This is a genomic window from Candidatus Limnocylindrales bacterium (assembly GCA_035571835.1).
Classification (GTDB): domain Bacteria; phylum Desulfobacterota; class Binatia; order UBA1149; family CAITLU01; genus DATNBU01.
The window spans coordinates 81947-101495 of record DATNBU010000039.1; the positions used below are offsets into that span (position 1 = coordinate 81947).

General features: G+C 67.0%; 13 protein-coding genes and 1 riboswitch. Of the genes, 9 read left to right on the top strand and 4 right to left on the bottom strand.

The genetic code is table 11. From position 1 onward, the window contains the following. Nucleotides 1–128: 128 nt before the first annotated feature. On the top strand, nt 129–8555 hold the full coding sequence (locus tag VN634_17550; protein HXC52693.1) for a hypothetical protein: 8427 nt from the start codon (nt 129–131) through the stop codon (nt 8553–8555). Nucleotides 8556–8857: 302 nt separating this feature from the next. Here VN634_17550 and VN634_17555 read toward each other — a convergent pair whose 3' ends face one another. The 3 genes from VN634_17555 to VN634_17565 all read right to left on the bottom strand — a co-directional run bounded on the left by VN634_17555 (nt 8858) and on the right by VN634_17565 (nt 11980). Beyond that, the gene (locus tag VN634_17555) at nt 8858–9619 is read right to left on the bottom strand and encodes a hypothetical protein (protein HXC52694.1); all 762 of its coding nucleotides are present in this window, start codon (nt 9617–9619) and stop codon (nt 8858–8860) included. Between the two features lie 154 nt (nt 9620–9773). Beyond that, on the bottom strand, nt 9774–10979 hold the full coding sequence (locus VN634_17560; protein HXC52695.1) for an ArsA-related P-loop ATPase: 1206 nt from the start codon (nt 10977–10979) through the stop codon (nt 9774–9776). Further along, the gene (locus tag VN634_17565) at nt 10976–11980 is read right to left on the bottom strand and encodes an ArsA-related P-loop ATPase (protein HXC52696.1); all 1005 of its coding nucleotides are present in this window, start codon (nt 11978–11980) and stop codon (nt 10976–10978) included. Before VN634_17565 ends, VN634_17560 begins: the two co-directional genes overlap by 4 nt. A gap of 84 nt (nt 11981–12064) precedes the next feature. On the opposite strand from VN634_17565, the gene VN634_17570 reads away from it, so the two are divergent. After that, nucleotides 12065–13390 (top strand): alkaline phosphatase family protein, encoded by a 1326-nt coding sequence (locus VN634_17570; protein HXC52697.1) that lies wholly within the window; start codon nt 12065–12067, stop codon nt 13388–13390. A gap of 62 nt (nt 13391–13452) precedes the next feature. Further along, complete coding sequence (gene bamD / locus VN634_17575) at nt 13453–14361, top strand: outer membrane protein assembly factor BamD (protein HXC52698.1); 909 nt, start codon at nt 13453–13455, stop codon at nt 14359–14361. 50 nt (nt 14362–14411) lie between these two features. Here the strand turns inward: bamD and VN634_17580 are convergent, their stop codons facing one another. Next, a complete protein-coding gene (locus VN634_17580) occupies nt 14412–15164 on the bottom strand; it encodes a tyrosine-protein phosphatase (protein ID HXC52699.1) in 753 nt (250 codons plus the stop codon). Between the two features lie 94 nt (nt 15165–15258). Then, nucleotides 15259–15379, top strand: a riboswitch (SAM riboswitch). 57 nt (nt 15380–15436) lie between these two features. Here VN634_17580 and VN634_17585 point away from each other — a divergent pair. Genes VN634_17585 through VN634_17610 form a run of 6 tightly spaced genes read left to right on the top strand, consistent with a single transcriptional unit; the run spans nt 15437 to nt 19540 of the window. Continuing rightward, on the top strand, nt 15437–16213 hold the full coding sequence (locus VN634_17585) for a ThiF family adenylyltransferase (GenBank protein ID HXC52700.1): 777 nt from the start codon (nt 15437–15439) through the stop codon (nt 16211–16213). Then, nucleotides 16210–17469 (top strand): threonine synthase, encoded by a 1260-nt coding sequence (locus VN634_17590; GenBank protein HXC52701.1) that lies wholly within the window; start codon nt 16210–16212, stop codon nt 17467–17469. Before VN634_17585 ends, VN634_17590 begins: the two co-directional genes overlap by 4 nt. Before the next feature lie 34 nt (nt 17470–17503). Continuing rightward, entirely contained in the window at nt 17504–17797 is a 294-nt protein-coding gene (locus VN634_17595) for a ubiquitin-like small modifier protein 1 (GenBank protein HXC52702.1), read from the top strand. Beyond that, nucleotides 17794–18816, top strand: coding sequence for a cysteine synthase (locus VN634_17600; protein ID HXC52703.1), 1023 nt, complete (start codon nt 17794–17796; stop codon nt 18814–18816). Before VN634_17595 ends, VN634_17600 begins: the two co-directional genes overlap by 4 nt. 9 nt (nt 18817–18825) lie before the next feature. Beyond that, the gene (locus VN634_17605; protein HXC52704.1) at nt 18826–19065 is read left to right on the top strand and encodes an NIL domain-containing protein; all 240 of its coding nucleotides are present in this window, start codon (nt 18826–18828) and stop codon (nt 19063–19065) included. A gap of 4 nt (nt 19066–19069) precedes the next feature. Continuing rightward, entirely contained in the window at nt 19070–19540 is a 471-nt protein-coding gene (locus VN634_17610) for a hypothetical protein (protein ID HXC52705.1), read from the top strand. Nucleotides 19541–19549: the final 9 nt, after the last annotated feature.

The window sequence follows — 19549 nt, forward strand, 5'->3', positions numbered from 1 at the left end:
GGCGGCAATACTCGGCCACACCCGAAAAGGAACGCTTTTCCGCCCCGATAGGCGCTTGCGTTAGAGCGACGCCTCTCAGTAGAACCGCCTGTCTCGTTCGCCTGGCCGGCAGCGAACACAGGGGTGGAATGTCGAACAGCTTTGCATGCGCCAGGCGGCGGTCTCGTCGCCCGAAGATCCTCGCAGTCTGCTCTCTCGCACTGACCTGGCTCGCGGCCTTCTCCGCGCCTGCGTTCGCGACTGCGGCGGCCGGCACGAAGCCGGTCGCTGAGCTGCTGCGTGACGACGGCACGCTCGACCTCGGTACGGGCTACAACGGAACGGTCAGCCTGGCAGGCTTCCGCATGGAGACCGCGCCGGACGGCTCGCCGCGCTTCGTCGCCGACCAGGTGACGAACGATGCGACCGCGGATTCCGACGCGCAGGCCGCCGCACCGCTGCCCGGCTCGGGAAACTGGGATACACGTTTTGCGGGCCCGCCCGGCGTCAGCGGCACGGTCAGCGCACTCGCTGTGATCGGAACCGACCTTTACGTGGGCGGAGATTTCCTGACGGCGGGCAGCGTCCCAGCGAGCCGCATCGCGAAATGGAACGGATCGTCGTGGTCGGCTCTCGGCACCGGCGTCAACTCCGAGGTTCACGCGCTCGCGGTGATCGGAACCGATCTGTATGCCGGCGGCTTCTTCCTGAACGCCGGCGGCGTTCCGGCGGCGCACGTCGCCAAGTGGAACGGCTCGGCGTGGTCGGCTCTCGGCAGCGGCACCAATTCGGACATCCGCGCGTTCACCGTCGTCGGCACCGATCTTTACGCGGGCGGGCTGTTTACGACGGCCGGAGGCAACGCGGCCAACCGCGTTGCCCGATGGAACGGCAGCACGTGGTCGGCTCTCGGCGTCGGGGTCAACGGCTCGGTGGTTTCGCTCGCGACGATCGGCACCGATGTCTACGCGGGCGGTTACTTCACGACCGCCGGCGGCGCCGCCGCCAATCGCATCGCCAAATGGAACGGCACTGCGTGGTCGGCGTTGTCGACGGGCACCACCGGCCCGGTGCTGTCGCTGGCCGTGATCGGCACCAGCCTCTATGCCGGCGGATCGTTCACGTCGGCCGGCGGTACGTCGGCAAACAACATCGCGCGCTGGAGCGGGGTTTCGTGGTCGGCGCTCGGCAGCGGCACCGACAGCGACGTATTCGCGCTCACGGTGGTCGGCACCGATCTTTATGCAGCCGGCGAATTCACGACCGCCGGAGGAAATGCCGCCGACACGGTCGCGAGGTGGAACGGGTCGGCGTGGTCGGCGATCGGATCGGGCACCAACAACGCGATCAATGCGCTCGCTGCGATCGGCACGAGAATTTACGCCGGCGGCCTCTTCACGATCATCGGCGGCCAGTCGGCGACCGCCGTCGGACAGTTCGACGGCCTTTCGTGGTCCACACTCGGCAGCGACAGCGGATCCGGCATGAATGACTCCGTTCTGTCGCTGGCGGTGATCGGAACCAATCTTTACGCGGCCGGATACTTCACGAGCGCCGGGGGAGTAGCGGCCAGTCACATCGCACGCTGGAACGGTCTGACGTGGGCTCCGCTCGGCACCGGAACCAACGCCGAGGTCTACGGGCTGGCTGTGATCGGCTCGGATCTTTATGCCGGCGGTGCGTTCACGACGGCCGGCGGCATATCGGTCAATCGCGTCGCCAAGTGGAACGGATCGACGTGGTCCGCGCTCGCAAGCGGCGCCAACGACGACGTCTATGCCGTCGTGGCGATCGGAACGAGCCTCTACATCGGTGGAGTGTTCACGAGGGCCGGCAACACGAACGCCGATTCGATCGCACGCTGGAACGGGACCGCATGGTCCGCGCTCGGCTCGGGAGTCGACAACGTCGTCAGCGCTCTTGCCGCGATCGGAACCGATCTGTACGCCGGTGGAGCATTTCTCAATGCCGGCGGATCGCCGGCCAATCACGTCGCGAAATGGAACGGGACGACGTGGTCCGCGCTCGGCGCGGGCACCGCCAGCGACGTCTTCGCGCTCGCGTCGGTCGGCACCGATCTCTACGCAGGCGGTAATTTCACGACCGCCGGAGGCGTTGCGGCGCTTCGCATCGCGAAGTGGAACGGAGTGGCGTGGAGCGCGGTCGGCGGCGGCATGAACAGCCTCGTCTACTCGCTTGCCGGTTTCGGAACCGATCTGTACGCCGGCGGATTGTTCTCGGACGCGGGCGGAACGCCCGCCGACTCGGTCGCGCGATGGGACGGCGTCGCATGGAACGCGCTCGGCAGCGGCACGAGCGACAGCGCGTCCGCATTCGCGATGGTCAACTCGGATCTCTACGTGGGCGGGGATTTTCGCGCGGCCGGCGGCACCGCGTCTTCGTTCATCGGCCTTTTCTATACGGGCCTGTGCGGCAACGGCACCGTCGATGTCGGCGAGACCTGCGATCCGGTCGCCGCGCCGTCGTCGATCTGCTGCAACGCGACGACCTGCCAGCTCGCAAGCGCCGGAACCAGTTGTCACGAGAAGCAGGGGCCGTGCGATCAGGCCGCAACCTGCAACGGATCGACGGCGACGTGTCCGTCGACTGCGTTTCTTCCGTCGACGACGGTCTGCCGCAGCGCGGCCGGAGTCTGCGACGTTGCCGAGACGTGCACGGGATCGAGCGCGTTCTGCCCGGGCAACGGATTCGTCAGCGCCGCGAGCGAATGCCGCGGCGCAGCCGGCAACTGCGACGTCGCCGAAACCTGCACGGGATCGTCGGCTGCGTGCCCTGCCAACGCGTTCGCGCCAACGACGGTCACGTGCCGGTCTTCCGCCGGCGTCTGCGACTCGGCCGAAAAATGCACCGGCTCGGCGGCCACCTGCCCGGCCGATACGCTGGTGGCATCGACGACGACCTGCCGCAGCACGGCCGGAGTGTGCGACGCTGCCGAAAGGTGCACCGGCGCGAGTGCCGTGTGCCCGCCGGACGTGCTGGCCACCACCGCCACGACCTGCCGCGCATCGGTCGGCCCATGCGATCAGACCGAGCAGTGCACCGGCACGGCGCTGTCGTGTCCGACCGATATCGTCGCGCCGACTTCCGTTGTCTGCCGGCCGTCGGGAGGCGTCTGCGACGTCGCGGAAAACTGTACCGGAACTTCCTCCTTGTGCCCTGCCGCCGCGTTCGTGCCGTCGTCGACGGTGTGCCGCAGCGGCGGTGACGTATGCGATTCGGCCGAGCGCTGCACGGGTTCGAGCGCAGGATGCCCTGCCGACGTCTTTGCTTCTCCCGCAGTCGTCTGTCGCGGCTCGAGCGGTGTGTGCGACAGCGTCGAGAACTGCACGGGCTCTTCGGGAAGCTGTCCGGCCGATGTGCTCGCGACGACGTCGCTGACGTGCCGCGGGTCGGCCGGCGCATGCGACACGGTGGAAAAATGCACCGGCACCAGCGCACTGTGCCCGCCCGATACGCTGCTCCCGACGTCTTCGGTTTGCCGCATCTCGGCCGGAACGTGCGACGTCGCCGAGCTCTGCACCGGCACCGGCCCGGCATGCCCCGTCGATGCGTTCGTGCCGTCGTCGACGACCTGTCGCGACGCGGCCGGCACGTGCGATCTCGTCGAGCACTGCACGGGAAGCACCGCGAGCTGCCCCGCCAACGCGTTCACGCCGTCGACCGTGACGTGCCGCGGGTCGGCAGGAATCTGCGATTCGGTCGAGAAGTGCACCGGTTCGACGGCCGCATGCCCGGCCGACACGCAGTCGAGCTCGACCACCGTCTGCCGAAGCGCGGCCGGAGTCTGCGATACGGCCGAGACCTGCACCGGTTCGGGCATTGCGTGTCCGGCCGACGCGCTTGCGAGCTCCACCGCAGTCTGCCGCGGCGCCGTCAGCCCGTGCGACGCCGCCGAAACCTGCACCGGAGCGGACATCGCGTGTCCGGCCGACATCGTCGCATCGTCGGCGATCACATGCCGCGCGTCGGCGGGAATCTGCGACGTCGCCGAACAGTGCGACGGAACCAGCGCGAGCTGCCCGGCCAACGCGTTCGTGCCGACGCAGGCGATGTGCCGCAGCAGCGCAGGCGTCTGCGACGTGGCCGAGTTCTGCAGCGGCTCCGCGGCCGCGTGTCCTTCGAACGCGCTCGCGACATCGTCCGTGGTCTGCCGCACGTCGGGCGGCTCGATCTGCGACTCGAGCGAAACCTGCACCGGAACGTCGACGGCGTGCCCGGCCGACGTCCTTGCGACTTCGTCGACGGTCTGCCGCGCTGCAACCGGCGCGTGCGACGCGGTCGAGACCTGCACCGGTTCCACTTCGAGCTGTCCGGCCGATTTGCTGGCCGCGTCGACCGTGACGTGCCGCGCCGCGATCAGTCCGTGCGACGCGGCTGAGACCTGCACCGGATCGGGCATCGCGTGCCCGGCCGACGTCGTTGCATCGACGTCGGTGACGTGTCGCGCGTCGGCCGGAGTCTGCGACGTGGCCGAGCAGTGCAACGGCACCAGCGCGAGCTGCCCGGCCAATGCGTTCGTCCCGACTTCGACGATGTGCCGCAGCACCGCAGGCGTGTGCGACGTGGCCGAGTTCTGCAGCGGGTCCGCGGCCGCGTGTCCTTCGAACGCGCTTGCGACATCGTCCGTGGTCTGCCGCACGTCGGGCGGCTCGATCTGCGACTCGAGCGAAACCTGCACGGGAACTTCGACGTCGTGCCCCGCCGACGTGCTTGCGCCGTCGACGACGGTCTGCCGCACCGCAACCGGCGTATGCGACGCCGCCGAGACGTGCACCGGCTCGACATCGGTCTGCCCTGCGGATGCGCTGGCCGCGTCGACCGTGACGTGCCGCGCGGCGATCAGTCCGTGCGACGCCGCCGAAAAATGCACGGGCACAGGCACCGCGTGTCCGGTCGACATCGTCGCGTCGTCCACGACGACGTGCCGCGCGTCGGCCGGCGTCTGCGACGTCGCCGAGCAGTGCAACGGAACCGGCGCCGCCTGTCCGGCCGATTCGTTCGTGTCGTCGCAGACGTCGTGCCGCGCGTCGACGGGCGTCTGCGACACCACCGAGTTCTGTACCGGTGCGTCGGCAAACTGCCCGGCCAATTCGTTCGAAGCGTCGTCGGTCGTCTGCCGATCCTCCGGCGGCATCTGCGACAGCGCCGAGCGCTGCAGCGGCTCGACCGCGTCGTGTCCGGGCGACGTCCTGGCCGCGACGACGACCATCTGTCGCGGCCAGGCCGGCGTCTGCGATACGGCCGAGGCCTGCAATGGCAGCTCCCCGGCTTGTCCTGCCGATTCGCTCGCGTCGTCGTCGCTGACGTGCCGCGCAGCGGTCAGCGCCTGCGACGCCGCCGAGACGTGCACCGGGACGGGTACCGCGTGTCCGGCCGACATCGTCGCATCTTCGGCGGTCACGTGCCGCGCGTCGGCGGGAGTCTGCGACGTCGCCGAGCAGTGCAGCGGAACCAGCGCGAGCTGCCCCGCGGACGTGTTCGTGCCGACCTCTACGATGTGTCGCGGCAGCGCAGGCGTCTGCGACGTGGCCGAGTTCTGCACGGGCGCGTCGGCAGCATGTCCGGCGAACGACCTCGCCTCGACATCCGTCGTCTGCCGCGCATCGGCCGGCGCAATCTGCGACAGCGCCGAACACTGCACGGGCGCGAGCGTGTCGTGCCCGGGCGACGTGCTCGCAAGCTCGACGACCGTGTGCCGCATCGCGACCGGTCCGTGCGACGCGGTGGAAAACTGCACCGGTGCGTCCGCGATCTGTCCGGCCGACTCGCTTTCCGCAACGAACGTCGTCTGCCGCGCCGCAGCCGGCAGCTGCGACGTCGTCGAGAACTGCACCGGCGCAAGCTCTTCGTGTCCGACGGATGTCGTCGCATCGTCCGCAACGACCTGCCGCGCGGCCGCCGGCGTCTGCGACGTCGGCGAGCTCTGCACCGGAAGCAGCGGCGCGTGCCCGGCCGACGGATTCGTCTCGACGCAGACCACGTGTCGCGCGGCTGCCGGCGTCTGCGACGTTGCCGAGACGTGCAGCGGGAGCTCGCCGAGCTGTCCCGCCAATTCGTTTGCCGGCTCGACGCTGGTCTGCCGCGTCTCCGGCGGCGCGATCTGCGACTCGGCGGAAACGTGCACCGGATCGTCCGCTTCGTGCCCGGCCGACGTCCTCGCGAGCTTATCGACCGTGTGCCGCACGGCAACCGGGCCGTGCGATGCCGCCGAACGATGCACCGGAACCAGCGGAGTCTGTCCGGGCGATGCGCTCGCGACGTCTTCGACCGTCTGCCGCGCGAGCGCGAGCGTCTGCGACGTGGTCGAGAGCTGCACGGGACAATCTTCGGATTGTCCGCCCGACTCGGTCGGCCCGTCGTCCACGGTTTGCCGTGCAGTCGCCGGCGTGTGCGACGTCGCCGAGCACTGCACGGGTGCGACACCGACATGCCCTACCGATGTGTTCACGGCATCGTCGGCGCTTTGCCGCGCGGCCAGCGGCATCTGCGATGCCGCCGAGAACTGCTCGGGTGAGAGCGCCGCGTGTCCTGCCGACGGCTTCGCGTCGTCGCAGACGACGTGCCGCGTGTCGGGCGGCGCGTGCGACAGCGCCGAGACGTGCACCGGCAGCTCGACCGACTGTCCGGCCGACGTGCTGGCTTCGTCGGCAACGACGTGCCGGTCATCGCAGGCCGTCTGCGATGCGGCCGAGCACTGCGACGGAACCTCGGCGGCGTGTCCGGCGAACTCATTCGCACCGACGACGACCGTCTGCCGCACACCGAACGGAATCTGCGACGTGGCCGAGCATTGCACCGGCACGGCGATCCAGTGTCCGGCCAATGTGTTCGCGCCGTCGTCGGCGCTCTGCCGTGCGGCCGCCGGCGATTGCGACGTCGCCGAGAGCTGCAGCGGCACCTCGCAGTTCTGCCCCGGCAATACGTTCAAGCCCGCAGGGTCGACTTGCGGCAATTCGGGCGACACCGAATGCGACGATCCGGACGAATGCGACGGCGGCGGCACCTGCGCCAGCAACTCGGCGGCCGATGGAAGCGCGTGCAACGACGACAGCATCTGTTCGAGCGACCAGTGCAGCGCCGGCACGTGCGTGTCCGAGCCGTCCGCAGACTGTCCGCTGCTTCCGATCGGCCAGGCGCCGGGCGATGCGTTCGGCGCGGCCACGGCGCTGACTGCGGACTATCTCGTGGTCGGTGCGCCGGCGTCCGGCAACCAGGGATCGGGCAAGGTGCACGTGTTCGTTCCGTCCGGCGAGTCGTACGTCGAGCAGACACAGCAGGCTCCGATCGCCGTACCGTTTACCGACGCGACGGCCGCGAGCGGCGCCGACTTCGGGACGTCGGTCGATGCCGACGCGAACACCATCGTCGTCGGCGCGCCGTCCGACGTGGTTGCCGGCGAGCCCGTGTCGTCCGGATCGGCTTCGGTCTTTTTCTGGAACGGAACGGCGTGGGATCTCCAGCAGAAGCTCGTCGATGCGAGCGGCCTCTGCATCGGGCTCGGCAGCGACGTCGCGATCAGCGGCGACACCATTGTCCTCGGCGCACCGGGCGGTGACTGTGCGCTCGTCTTCGAGCGAGCGGGCGGAGTCTGGTCGCTGGCGGATCAACTCAACGGCGCGGCAGGAACGCGCTTCGGAGCGAGCGTCGATGTTTCGGGCGACTCGATCCTGGTCGGCGCTCCCGGTGCGACGTCCGGCGACACCTGCGCTGCCGGGGAAGAAGTGCTGGCGTTCCATCGAGGCGTTTCCGGCTGGAGCCTCGAAGACACCATCGAAAGGCCGGGCGACGAATGCTTCACGCAGTTCGGCGCGGTCGTCGCGCTCGACGGCAACACGGGCGTCGTCGGTGCTCCGTCCTACGATGTCGGAGCGACCGATGCAGGCATCGCTTACGTCGTCACGCGGACCGGCGGCGCGTGGGACGTCACGAACCTGCTCAATCCATTCCCAGCAGCCTTGGCGGGCGCACACTTCGGCTCGTCGGTCGATATTCGCGCCAACGCGATCGTCGTCGGTGCGCCCGGTGTCGCGGCGTATCTGTTCCAGCTTCCTGCCGAGGCTGCGTCCGTCCGCGCAGCATCGTCGTGGCAGCCGGTTCGTCCGTATCTTCCGCCGGCAGGCTTCCCTGCGGCCGCGAGCGGATTCGGATCTTCGGTTTCGGTCGCAGCCGGCATCGCTGCGGTTGGAGCACCGGGCGAATCGCCGAACGGCTTTGCAGGCGCGGGTGCGGTCTACATCGGAAGCTCGGTCGACGTGCCGGACGTCTGCGGCGACGGAGCCACGACATCGCCGGAAGAATGCGACGACGGCGACACGGAGTGGTCGCCGGGCGAGCTCTGCAGCGCAACGTGCACTCTTGTCGCGTGCGGTGATTCCAACGATTCGGGATCGCTGACGGCAAGCGATGCGCTGTTCGCGCTGAGAACCGCCGTCGGCACGGCGACCTGCGATCTCGCGGTCTGCGACGTGAGCGGCAACGGAACAATTGCAGCATCCGATGCGCTGCTGATCCTCAAGAAGGCGGTCGGCGGGAATATCGAGCTGAGCTGCGGCTAGCTCGCCGGCCGCGTCGAGCGTTGATTCATGCGGCCCGACACCGCTCGTTTCGATGCCGCTACGGGCGATGGACTTGTTGTTGCGATGCGCAGCACGACGCCACACCGATCACTCTGAGCGCTGATGCGTCGGGACGAAACCTGGGTCACATTCCCCGCGGAATGTTCATGCACCAGCGACTACGGCAACCCGGCCGACTCGGTTCGCGCTCCACGACGGGCCACGGCGCCAAACGAGAAAGGGCGCTCATGCAATGCATGAGCGCCCTTCTGCTTTACGTCAGGCCGACGTACCGGCGTACCTTACGGGCCCGGTATCGTCGTCGATGTCGTGCTGGTCGTGGTCGTCGGCGGCGGGCACGCCGGGACACAGTTGCCGTATCCGCAGCACGTGTTGACGACGCAGCGCTCGCCGACGCCACAGTCGGTGCTTGCTGAGCACGCCGTGCCGCAAACGGCCTCATGCATGCATTCGCCACACGCGGTTTCCGCGGTCGGGAAGATGAAACAATCCCCCCCGCACGAAGCGAATCCGGGCCCACACGTCCCTACACAGCCGGCAGTGGTTGTCGTCGTGCTGGTCGTCGTCGTCGTGCTGGTGCTGGTCGTGGTGGTCGTGGTGGTCGTCGGGTTGCAGATGTTGGGACAATAGAAATCGCGGTCGGCGCATCCGTCGTTGTAGATGCACGAGAGCTGGTCGCAGAAGCAGTTCGTGCTCTCACCTCCGCACTGGCCGAAGCAGCTTCCCGGAGGAAGAGTCGTCGTGGTCGTGCCCTGCACGCACTGGTTGTTGTCGCAGAAGTTGCCGGGGCCGCAGTCGCCGCACTGGATCGGCGTGCCGCACCCGTTGTCGATTTCGCCACACTGGGCATTCAGGCTCGCGCAGTCCTGCTGCTCGCAGCACTTGCCGAATTTGTCGGTCGGCGTCTGGCGCAGGCAGAGCTTGCTCTGGCAGCTCTTGTGAACGTGACAGGTCGCGCCGTCCGGCTTGCCGCCGGCCTGGGCGACGCCTGAGGTCACAAAAACACCCACCGCAAGAATTACAGCTATCGAGATTTTCTTCATGGACCCCTCTTTGACGGCTCTACGATCCCTCAGGCCGCTGGGTCTTTTTTCGCACGCGTTCCCCAAGAGGACAAGGGGGGCGGGCCGCTTTCGTGCGGAATTCAAAGGATTTTCTTGGTCAGCGTCCCGGGAAAACCCGGCACGAAAGTCGTCGTCAGCCTTCGATATGACCGGCGACGACCGCCAGACCGGCCAGGTCATGCACGTCGTGGCGCTGCTCCGGCACGGCAATGACCGGCACATCGGCGGGAAGGTTGGCCTCGAACGCTTCGCGCCGTACGGCCTGGGCAAGGGCCTGGACGAGAAACCCCTCGAGTGTATCGATCATCCACCCGGCGACGTCCGGGGCGAACCCGGCATCGAGCAGCGCGTTGCGAAGACGCTCGCAGCGGCCGCGGCGGCCGCCTTGGGGCTCCGCGCCCAGACCGTCGGCCGGGCCACACTCCTCCAGGCCGGCGAGGGTCTTGATCTCCTCCGGCTCGTCGAGGCCTTCCCCGCCATGCACCCGGTTCATCACGACGCCGCGCAGGCGGACGCCCAGCTCCTGCATGCGGGCAACAAGGCCCTCGGCATCCTCGAGCACCTGTTCGTCCGGCCCGGTGACCAGCACGAAGGCTGTCGACGGCGCCTGCAGCAGCTCGCGGACCTTGCGGCTGCGGGCAGTCACGCCGTCGACCAGGGTTTCGATTGCTGCGAAGAACGCCGCGATCTCGGTCAGCGTCTGCAGGCCGGTCGCTTCCTCTACTTTTTCGAACACGAAGCGCGCGCCGCGGCTCGCGGTCTTCCAGGCCATCCATCCGGCCGATGCGGGGCGCGCCAGCCAGCCGAGCACGCTGCGGTCGAAGAAATCCTCGAGCCGGCGCGGCGCCTCGAGGAAATCGAGCGCGTGGCGCGACGGCGGCGTGTCGAGCACGATCAGGTCGTACTCGCCGGTCTCTTCGATCCGGCAAAGCTCTTCGATCGCCATGTATTCGGTCGAGCCGGCGAACGAGCGCGACAGGTTCTGGTAGAACGGATTCGCAAGAATCGTCTCGCGCACCTCAGCGGTCGGCGAATGGCGCGCAATGAACTGGTCCCACGCGCTGGTCTGATCGAGCATGCCGGCCGACAGCGAAGCCTTTGGATGAAGCCCGGCCTCTTCGAAACGCGTGGCATCGATCTGTTCGCCGCCGGTTCTCAGATCCCCGACGCCGAGCGACTGCGCGAGGCGGCGCGCCGGATCGATCGTCAGCACCATCGAGCGCCGGCCCTCGAGCGCGCCGCGGAGCGCGAGCGCTGCGGCAATGGTGGTCTTGCCGACGCCGCCGCTGCCGACGCAGACGACGATGCGGCTGCCCGTGAGGAGCTCTGCGAACGTCACTTTTCGACTCCTGCGGCGTCCGGCGCGGTGGGCGAATCGTCCGGCAGCATCGCGGCCAGCTGCCCGGCTTCGGCGCGACCAAACTCCTCGGTGGCAATGAGCGGCAGCCGGAATGCCGGAAGTCCGGTCTCGGCTTCGATGCGTGCAATCGCAGCCGACTGCACTCCCTGCCATTCGATCGCCGCATCGACCGCCTGCCGCAGCAGGTCGCGCAGCGCATCGCGTCCATTCGCGGGCGGCGGCAATCGATCGAGCCTCGCCAGAGCGTCGTGCGCACCGTCCGGAACCGCATCCCTCGTGCGATTCATGAACAGCGTCCCGATCGGCAGGTGCAGCGAATCGCGAAGGCGCGCAACGATCGAGCACGCTTCGGTAACGGGCATTTCTTCGGGAGTGGCAACGACGTGCACGCACGTGCGCGACGGGTCGGCGAGCATCGACTGCACGCGCGCTGCCTCACGGTGCACGAGCCCGCTGCGGAACGTTGCCGTCGCAGCAGCAGGCATCTGCAGATACTGAAGACTGTGTCCCGATGCGCCCGCATCGACGAAGATGCGCTGCCAGACCGGCTCGCCGTCGGCCATCCGCCGATTGGATTCGTACCAGACCTTGCCGACGGTCATCAACTCCTTCAGGCCGGGCGCACCGTCGACGAACACGCGGTAAAGGCGGCTCTGGAATACCAGTGCGAGCACGCGCTTGATCGGCACGACCATGCGAAGATATTCCGCGAGGGCCTCGTCTCCGGCGAGCGCGAGCAGCGTAAGGCGCGGCGCGAGGATCGACAGCTGTCCGGTCGCAAGGCTTTCCTGGTTGAACAGGCGCGCGACGCCGCCTGCACCTCCGAACTCGACGACGAGCGTGCGAAGGCCGCGAGACGCAGCACGAAGCGCAAGCGCAGCCGTCACGGTGGACTTGCCCACACCGCCCTTGCCGACCACGAACTGAAGAGGCACGTCCATCGCTCGGGCGAGCGTGCCCGCCACATCTCGCGTTGGCAATCCGGCACCGCTCGTTCAGACTCGTCCGGGATGTCGCGCGTTTTTTCGCCGCCTGCGTACGTTTGCGCAATTGCGCTCGCGGCGATGTCCATCGTCACAGCATGCGATCGCCCCCGGCAAGCCGGCGAGGCTCGACCGGCCGCTCGTGCGCCGCTCGTCGTGCTCGGCCTCGATGCGGGAACGTGGGATCTTCTCGATCCGTGGATCGAGCGCGGGCTGCTGCCGAATCTCGCGCGCCTGCGCGACGGCGGAGCACACGGCGTGCTTCGCTCCACGCAGCCGAGCAATTCTCCGGTGATCTGGACGTCGATCGCCACCGGCAAGGTCCCGGAAAAAACCGGCATCACGTGGTTCGTGCGTTTTCCGAACGGACCGGGAAAGCCGGTTCCCGTCGACCGGCGCGAGCTCAAGACGAGCACGCTCTGGAACATGATGGGCCGCGAGCGCATCGATGTCGCGGTGCTCGGCTGGTACGTCACGTGGCCCGCCGAGCACGTCAACGGCCGGCTGCTCACCGACCTCGCGCATTTCGGCAACATCGAAGCATCGCGCTGGCCGCCGAGTTATCTGTGGGAGCTGCCGCCGGTGTCGGAGAAAGACGCCATCGCGGCAATGCCGCGCTTCATGAACTTCGCCTACGACCCTGCAAAGGCCGTCAAGAAGGAGGGCGAGAAGCCGTCGCTCGATTATCTCGTCTACGACCGTTTCGTGCGCGCGTGGAGTCGCGATCGCTACTACCTCGAGGCGGCCAACCGGACGCTCTCCGACGGCCCGCTTCCGGAAGCCTTTTTCCTCTATCTGCGCGGCACCGACGACGTCCAGCACGGGTTCTGGAAGTTCATGGATCCGGCGGCATTCGCTCCCCGCCCCGGGCCGAACGGCAAACAGCTCGGAGGCACCACCGAGGTTCCACCGGAGGACGTCGCTGCATTCGGCAAAGTGATCGAGCGCTACTGGCAGTGGATCGACGAGGAAGTCGGAAAGCTTCTCGCGCACTACGCGAAAAGTCCGCCGCTGGTCATCGTGTGCTCCGACCATGGCGCCGGACCGGCGGTCGGCGACTACCAGGTCGAGGTGCCCGAGTACCTGCATCTTTCCGGGTCGCATCGCATCGACGGCATCGTCGTCGCGAGCGGGCCGGGCATTCGAAAGGGCCAGGCGATCGAAGGCGCGACGATCTACGACATCGCACCGACGATCCTTCATGCGATGGGCCTGCCGATCGGCAAAGACATGGACGGCCGCGTGCTGAACGACATGTTCGACGGGGAGCTTGCCGCGCGTCCCGATCGCATCATCGACACGTGGGATACCGCCGGAACGGGGGCCGGTGCATCGCCCGAGCTCCCTGCCGACGTCGACCAGAAGATGCTCGAGCACCTGCGCTCGCTCGGCTACATCGGGCAGTGAGTCGGGCGGGGTCTCTGCAGGCTTCGACTTGCCCCCGCGACCGGCGACGATACGCTCGGACCATGTCTTCACTACGAAGTGCCGGAAATGCTCGAAACGCCGGAAATGCTTTCGAGCGGGCGGGGCGCGGCCTTCGCAGCCTGCGGCCGGCGACCGCCGCCCTCGCCGTCCTCTGGACACTCGCAGCAGCCGACATCATCGCGATGACCGGATGCGGCGCGGGGCCGACCATTCCCGAAGGCGACCTCTACCGCGAAGCATCGCTGGCTCTCGAAGACGAGAGCTACACGACCGCGATCAGCAGCTACAAGAAGCTCCTCGAGGAATACCCGTTCTCGGACAAGGCCGAGATCGCAGCGATCAACATCGCGCTCGCGCACTACCTCAACGACGAGTTCAGCGAAGCGATCGTCGCGTTCAACGATTTCGAGCGGCTCTATCCGGTGAGCCCGCTGCTTCCGTTCGTAAGCTATACGATCGGCATGTGCTGGCTCGACCAGGCGCGCGACGGCGAGCGCGATCCGACGCCGTCGGAAGAAGCGCTGCGCCAGTTCCAGAAAGTCGCTGGCGAATTCCCGAACACGATCTATGCCGACCTGTCCGTCTTCCGCGAGCAGGAGGCGCGCGAGAACCTCGCCGCGCACGAGCTCGTCGTCGGCGACTACTATCGCCAGCGCAAGCGATTCGACGCGGCGATCGGCCGCTACAAGTTCGTCGTCAGCGAATATCCGACGACCGAAAACGCCGGGCGCGCGGCTGCGCGGTTGAAAGATCTCGAAGTCGAAATCGCGTCGTCGAGCAAACCGGACAAGCCCGATCGGCCCGGCGATGCGACGACACCGACGACGTCGACGCCGTCGACTGCCCCGCTCCCGCCCGCTCCTGTCACCGGAAACGCATCCCCCGCATCCGGCACCCCGCCGGCCACCACCGGAACCCCTGGCGCCGCGGGCCAGACCGCAACTTATTAAATGGGGACAGGTACAATTTCGTAAGTCAGCGAAATCGTACGGTTCAGATTTTACGGTCGCGGCTCGGGCTCCAGCAGCCGCGATTGCAACGCGGCCACAGTCGCCGGACTCACTCCCGTCCATTCCAGATAGGCTTCGGCCGAGCCCCAACGCGCGTCCATGTCGGCGAGCATCTTGCGCATGCGCTCGGCCGGACTGCCGCAAAGATACAGAACGAGCTCGGTATCGAAGCCTTCGCTTTCCATCATCGCACGCGTCGATTCGACGAACGGCGCGAGGTAGCGCTCGGAGATCGCGTAGTCGGCGACGATGACTTCGTCGTCCACGCCGAGCACGCGCAGAAGCACCGCCGCGACTACACCGGTGCGGTCCTTGCCGCCCGTGCAATGAAAGACGGTGGCCGGGGCATCGGGCGCCGCGAGATGCTCGAAGATCTCGCGAATGACCGGCGCGCCTTCCTGCAGCATCTCGAGATAACGGCTCTGCAGATCGACCTTCTCCCAGTCGATGCGCGAGTCGGTGATGCTGAGCGAGACGCGCACCAGCGGCGTGTGACGATGACGGTCGGAAGCGGCCGCAAAGTCGCCGGCGCCATGATGGGTCAGCTCGAGGTCGCTGCGCAGATCGTAGATGCGGCCGATCGCGAACGTCTCGAGAACCTCTGCATCGGCCGCGGTCAGGTTCGTGAGGCGATCCGAACGGAAGACCAGGCCCGGGCGAATCCGCCGACCATCCTTGCCCTCGAGCCCGCCGAGGTCACGGAAGTTGTAGGCCCCTTCGAGGGGAATGCGGGTGCTGGTCACTGCGGGAATGTTCCATGGACGCGGGGGCATCACCAAAAGACGGCGCGGCCGTTCTGCGGTTGACCACACGTCCCCTGCCCGCTATACCCACCTCACCTTATTCAGAGTGGCGGAGGGAAGGGCCCTGCGATGCCACAGCAACCGGCCAGTCGAAAGACTTGGTGCTGGTGCTAAGTCCCTCACTCCCGGATTGTCCGAGGAGTGGAAGATAAGGTCGAGACTGCCTTCTCTCGCGGCACCTCTTCCTTGTCATGCAGACGGAAGGGGTTTTTTTGTACCCGACGCTCGAAAAGCAGCACGAAAGCTCCCGGGAACGCCCTCGCGTTCTCGTCGTCGGCGCCGGTGCGCTCGGCTGCGCGGCGGCACGCACGCTCGCGCAGGACGGCTCGGTTGCGATCACCCTCGTCGATTTCGACGACGTCGAGCTTTCGAATCTGCAGCGCCAGGTCCTCTACAACGACGAAGATCTCGGCCGCTCCAAAGTCGCCGCGGCCGCTGCGCGGCTCGCCGAAGAGTTCGGCGTCACCATCGAGACGGTCCATGCACGCTTCGATGACGAAAACGGCGCGGCGCTCGTCGCCGGCGCCGATCTCGTGATCGATGCGACCGACGATCCCGCAACCAAATTCCTGATCGCACGCCTGTCGTCCGCAAGCAGAGCGCCGTCGGTCTATGCCGGCGTCGCCCGCACCGGCGGCCAGTGGATGCTCGTCGTGCCCGGAAAATCCGCGTGCCTGGAATGCGTTTTCCCGAAGCGGGCGTTTGAATCCCAGAATGCCGAAGGCTGCGCCGCGCTCGGCATCCTCGCACCGGTCGCGGGATTTGTCGGCGCAATGCAGGCGATCACTGCCCTCGCCTTCCTTCACGACCCGGCCAGCGTGGTGGCGGGAAGGCTTCACCTTTACGAGCTGACCGGCGCGCGCTCGCGGCACATCGATTTTCCGATCGACGATGCGTGCGGATGCCGCGCTGCGAGAAGCAAAATTTTACCAGGAACACTCGCCGCAGACGCGGCGTTGGAACTACGTTTCGAGGAGACCAGATCATGAGCTTTACAACCGGACTGAAGTGCCGCGAGTGCGGCGAAGCCTATCCGTGGAGCCCGCTGCACGTCTGCGAGCTGTGTTTCGGACCGCTCGAGGTGCAGTACGACTACACCGCGATCTCCAAGGTACTGACCCGCGAGCTGGTCGAGTCGCGTCCGCGCAACCTGTGGCGCTACCGTGAGCTGCTGCCGTGCAGCGACGATCCGCAGGTGGGCCTTTATTCGGGCTTCACGCCGCTCGTCAAAGCCGACCGGCTCGCCAAGGTGCTTGGTGTAAAGGAGCTCTGGGTCAAGGACGACTCGTGCAACCATCCGACCTTCTCGTACAAGGATCGCGTGGTGTCGGTCGCGATCAGCGCGGCGATCGAGTTCGGATTCGATACGGTTTCGTGCGCGTCGACCGGCAACCTTGCGAACTCGGTTTCCGCGCACGCCGCCCGCGCCGGGCTTCGATGCTTCATCTTTATCCCGAACAATCTCGAGCGCGGCAAGGTCATCGGTTCGACGATCTATGATCCGACCGCGGTCGCAATCTCGGGCAACTACGACGACGTCAATCGGCTGTGTACGGAAATCGCGGACAAGTACGGCTGGGCATTCGTCAACATCAACCTGCGTCCGTTCTACACCGAAGGCGCAAAGACTTACGGCTTCGAGGTGGCCGAGCAGCTCGGCTGGAAGCTGCCGCAGAACATCGTCGTGCCGACCGCCGGCGGAACGATTCTCCCGAAGATCGCCAAGGCATTCGAAGAGCTCGTCGACGTCGGCCTCGTCGAGGATACGCCGTCGAAGATCTACTCGGCGCAGGCTGCCGGCTGCGCGCCGGTCGTCAACGCGATCCGTCGCGGCGGCGACCTGATCGAGCCCGTCAAACCGCAGACGATCGCCAAGTCGATCGCGATCGGAAATCCCGCCGACGGCTACTACGTGCTCGGCGCCGTACGCAAGAGCGGCGGCTGGGGCGAAGCCGTGACCGATGCGGAAATCGTCGACGGCATCCGCCTGCTCGCGCGCACCGAAGGCATCTTCACCGAGCCGGCCGGCGGAACCACGGTGGCCGTCACGAAGAAGCTGATCGAGCTCGGCCGCATTCCACGCGACGAGTCGATCGTGATCTGCGTGACGGGCAACGGCTACAAGACCATCGAAGCGGTCACCGATGCGGTGCCGGTGCCGCACGAGATCAGCGCGCGGCTCGAGGACTTCGACACGCTCTACGAAGGGCTGCAGCAGAAACCGGCCGCGCGTCAGATCGCCTGAGACGACGTACCATCAGCAAACAGGAGAACGAGAAATGTCTGTTCGAGTAAGAATCCCGACACCCCTTCGCAAATACACCGGCGGCAAGGATGCCGTTCCGGCCGACGGCGCAACCATTGCCGCCGTGCTCGACGATCTCGAGCGCACCTGCCCCGGCCTGAAGGAGCGCATCTGCGACGCCGACGGTGCCGTGCGCCGCTTCGTGAACCTGTACGTCAACGGCGACGACATCCGTTTCCTCGACAACACCGGCTCGCCGGTAAAAGACGGCGACGAAGTCAGCATCGTTCCGGCGATTGCCGGCGGCGTGACGCCCGCAGGAAAATGAGCGCTGCCACGCCGCACCGACCGGCGCGGCTCGCGACGACCGAAGATCGCCTTCGCATCGTCGACCTGATCGGCAACACGCCGATGGTCGAGCTGCGCTGTCTCGGTGACAAGCTCGCCCCCGGTGTGAAGCTCTACGGCAAGATCGAGGGCGCCAATCCGAGCGGCTCGGTCAAGGCGCGCGCCGCATGGAACATGGTCCGCAAGGGCCTCGATTCGGGCGAGCTTCGCGCCGGCAAGACGATCCTCGATTCGACGTCGGGCAACACCGGCATCGCGCTCGCGATGATCGGCGCAGCGCTTGGCTATCCGGTGCGGCTCGTGATGCCGGAGAACGTCTCGCGCGAAAGAAAGCGCGTGCTCGCGGCCTATGGCGCGGAGATCGTGTTCTCGAATCCGCTCGAAGGCTCGGACGGCGCGATCCTGCTCGCGCGCGACATCTATGCCGAAGATCCGGAGCGATACTTCAAGCCGGACCAGTACAACAACGAAGCGAACTCCGAGGCGCACTACCGTACGACCGGACCCGAGATCTGGCAGCAGACGGGCGGCCGCATCACGCACCTGCTGGCCACGATCGGTACCGGCGGCACGGTGATGGGCACCGGCCGCTACCTCAAGGAACAGAATCCGCACGTCCAGATCGTCGCCGTCGAGCCCGACGATGCGTTCCACGGAATCGAAGGTCTCAAGCACATGGAGTCGTCGATCGTTCCGGGGATCTGGCATCCGGAAAAAGTCGACCGCATCGTCGGCGTCGCCACCGACGCCGCGTACGACATGGTCTATCGCCTCGCGGCCGACGACGGACTGCTGGGCGGCCAGTCGTGCGGCGCGGCCGTCGTCGGCGCGCTCCAGGTCGCACGAGATCTTCCGGCGAATGCCGATGCGTGCATCGTCGCGATTCTTCCGGACCTTGGCGACCGTTATCTGTCCACCAATCTGTGGCTCGGCTGGCGCGACCGGCACCAGCTTGCCGCTGCGCAAGATCCACAGCCCGCGAGGGCGAGGATCGAATAGGAATCCCTCATGGCCATCCAGCGTTTCTACCTCACGTACAGCCAGGAAAAGATCAAGGAGCCGATCATCTACTCGGTCGGAAAGAAGTTCCGCGTGATCACCAACATCCGCACCGCATCGGTGTCGGACCACATCGGGATCGTCGGTCTCGAGCTCGACGGCGATCAGGACGAGATCGATTCGGCCGTAAAATGGATCGCCGACCAGGGCGTCAAGGTCGAGCCGATCGAGAAGAACGTCATCGAGTAACACCGTGCTCGACGACGATGCGATAGCGCGCTACGCGCGCCAGATCGTCATTCCCGCCGTCGGCGCCGCGGGACAGGAGAAGCTTCTCGCGTCGACGGTACTGGTGGTGGGAAACCCGCGGGGCTGCGCGCAGGCCGCGCTCTATCTGCGCGCCGCCGGTATCCGTGTCACGAACAGCACGAGCGACGGAGCGTTCGATCTTGCGATCGCGGCCGATGCCGCGTCGCTCGACTCCCGGCTTCGACGCGAGCTGATCGAGTCGAAGCGGCCGGTGTGCTGGTACGCGCTCGGCGAGAACGGTTTCGAGAGCGGCGCATATCCCGACGCAGAGCTTCCCCAGCAGGAAACCGCGCCGGCGAAATCAGACCGGGCAGCCTCTGGACACGATGCAGCGGCATGCGATGTCGCGTCGCTCGCCTGCGCGATCCTCCTCCGCCTTCCCCACCGGGCATCGGCAGAGATCTTCGAGGTCTGAGTCCCGTCA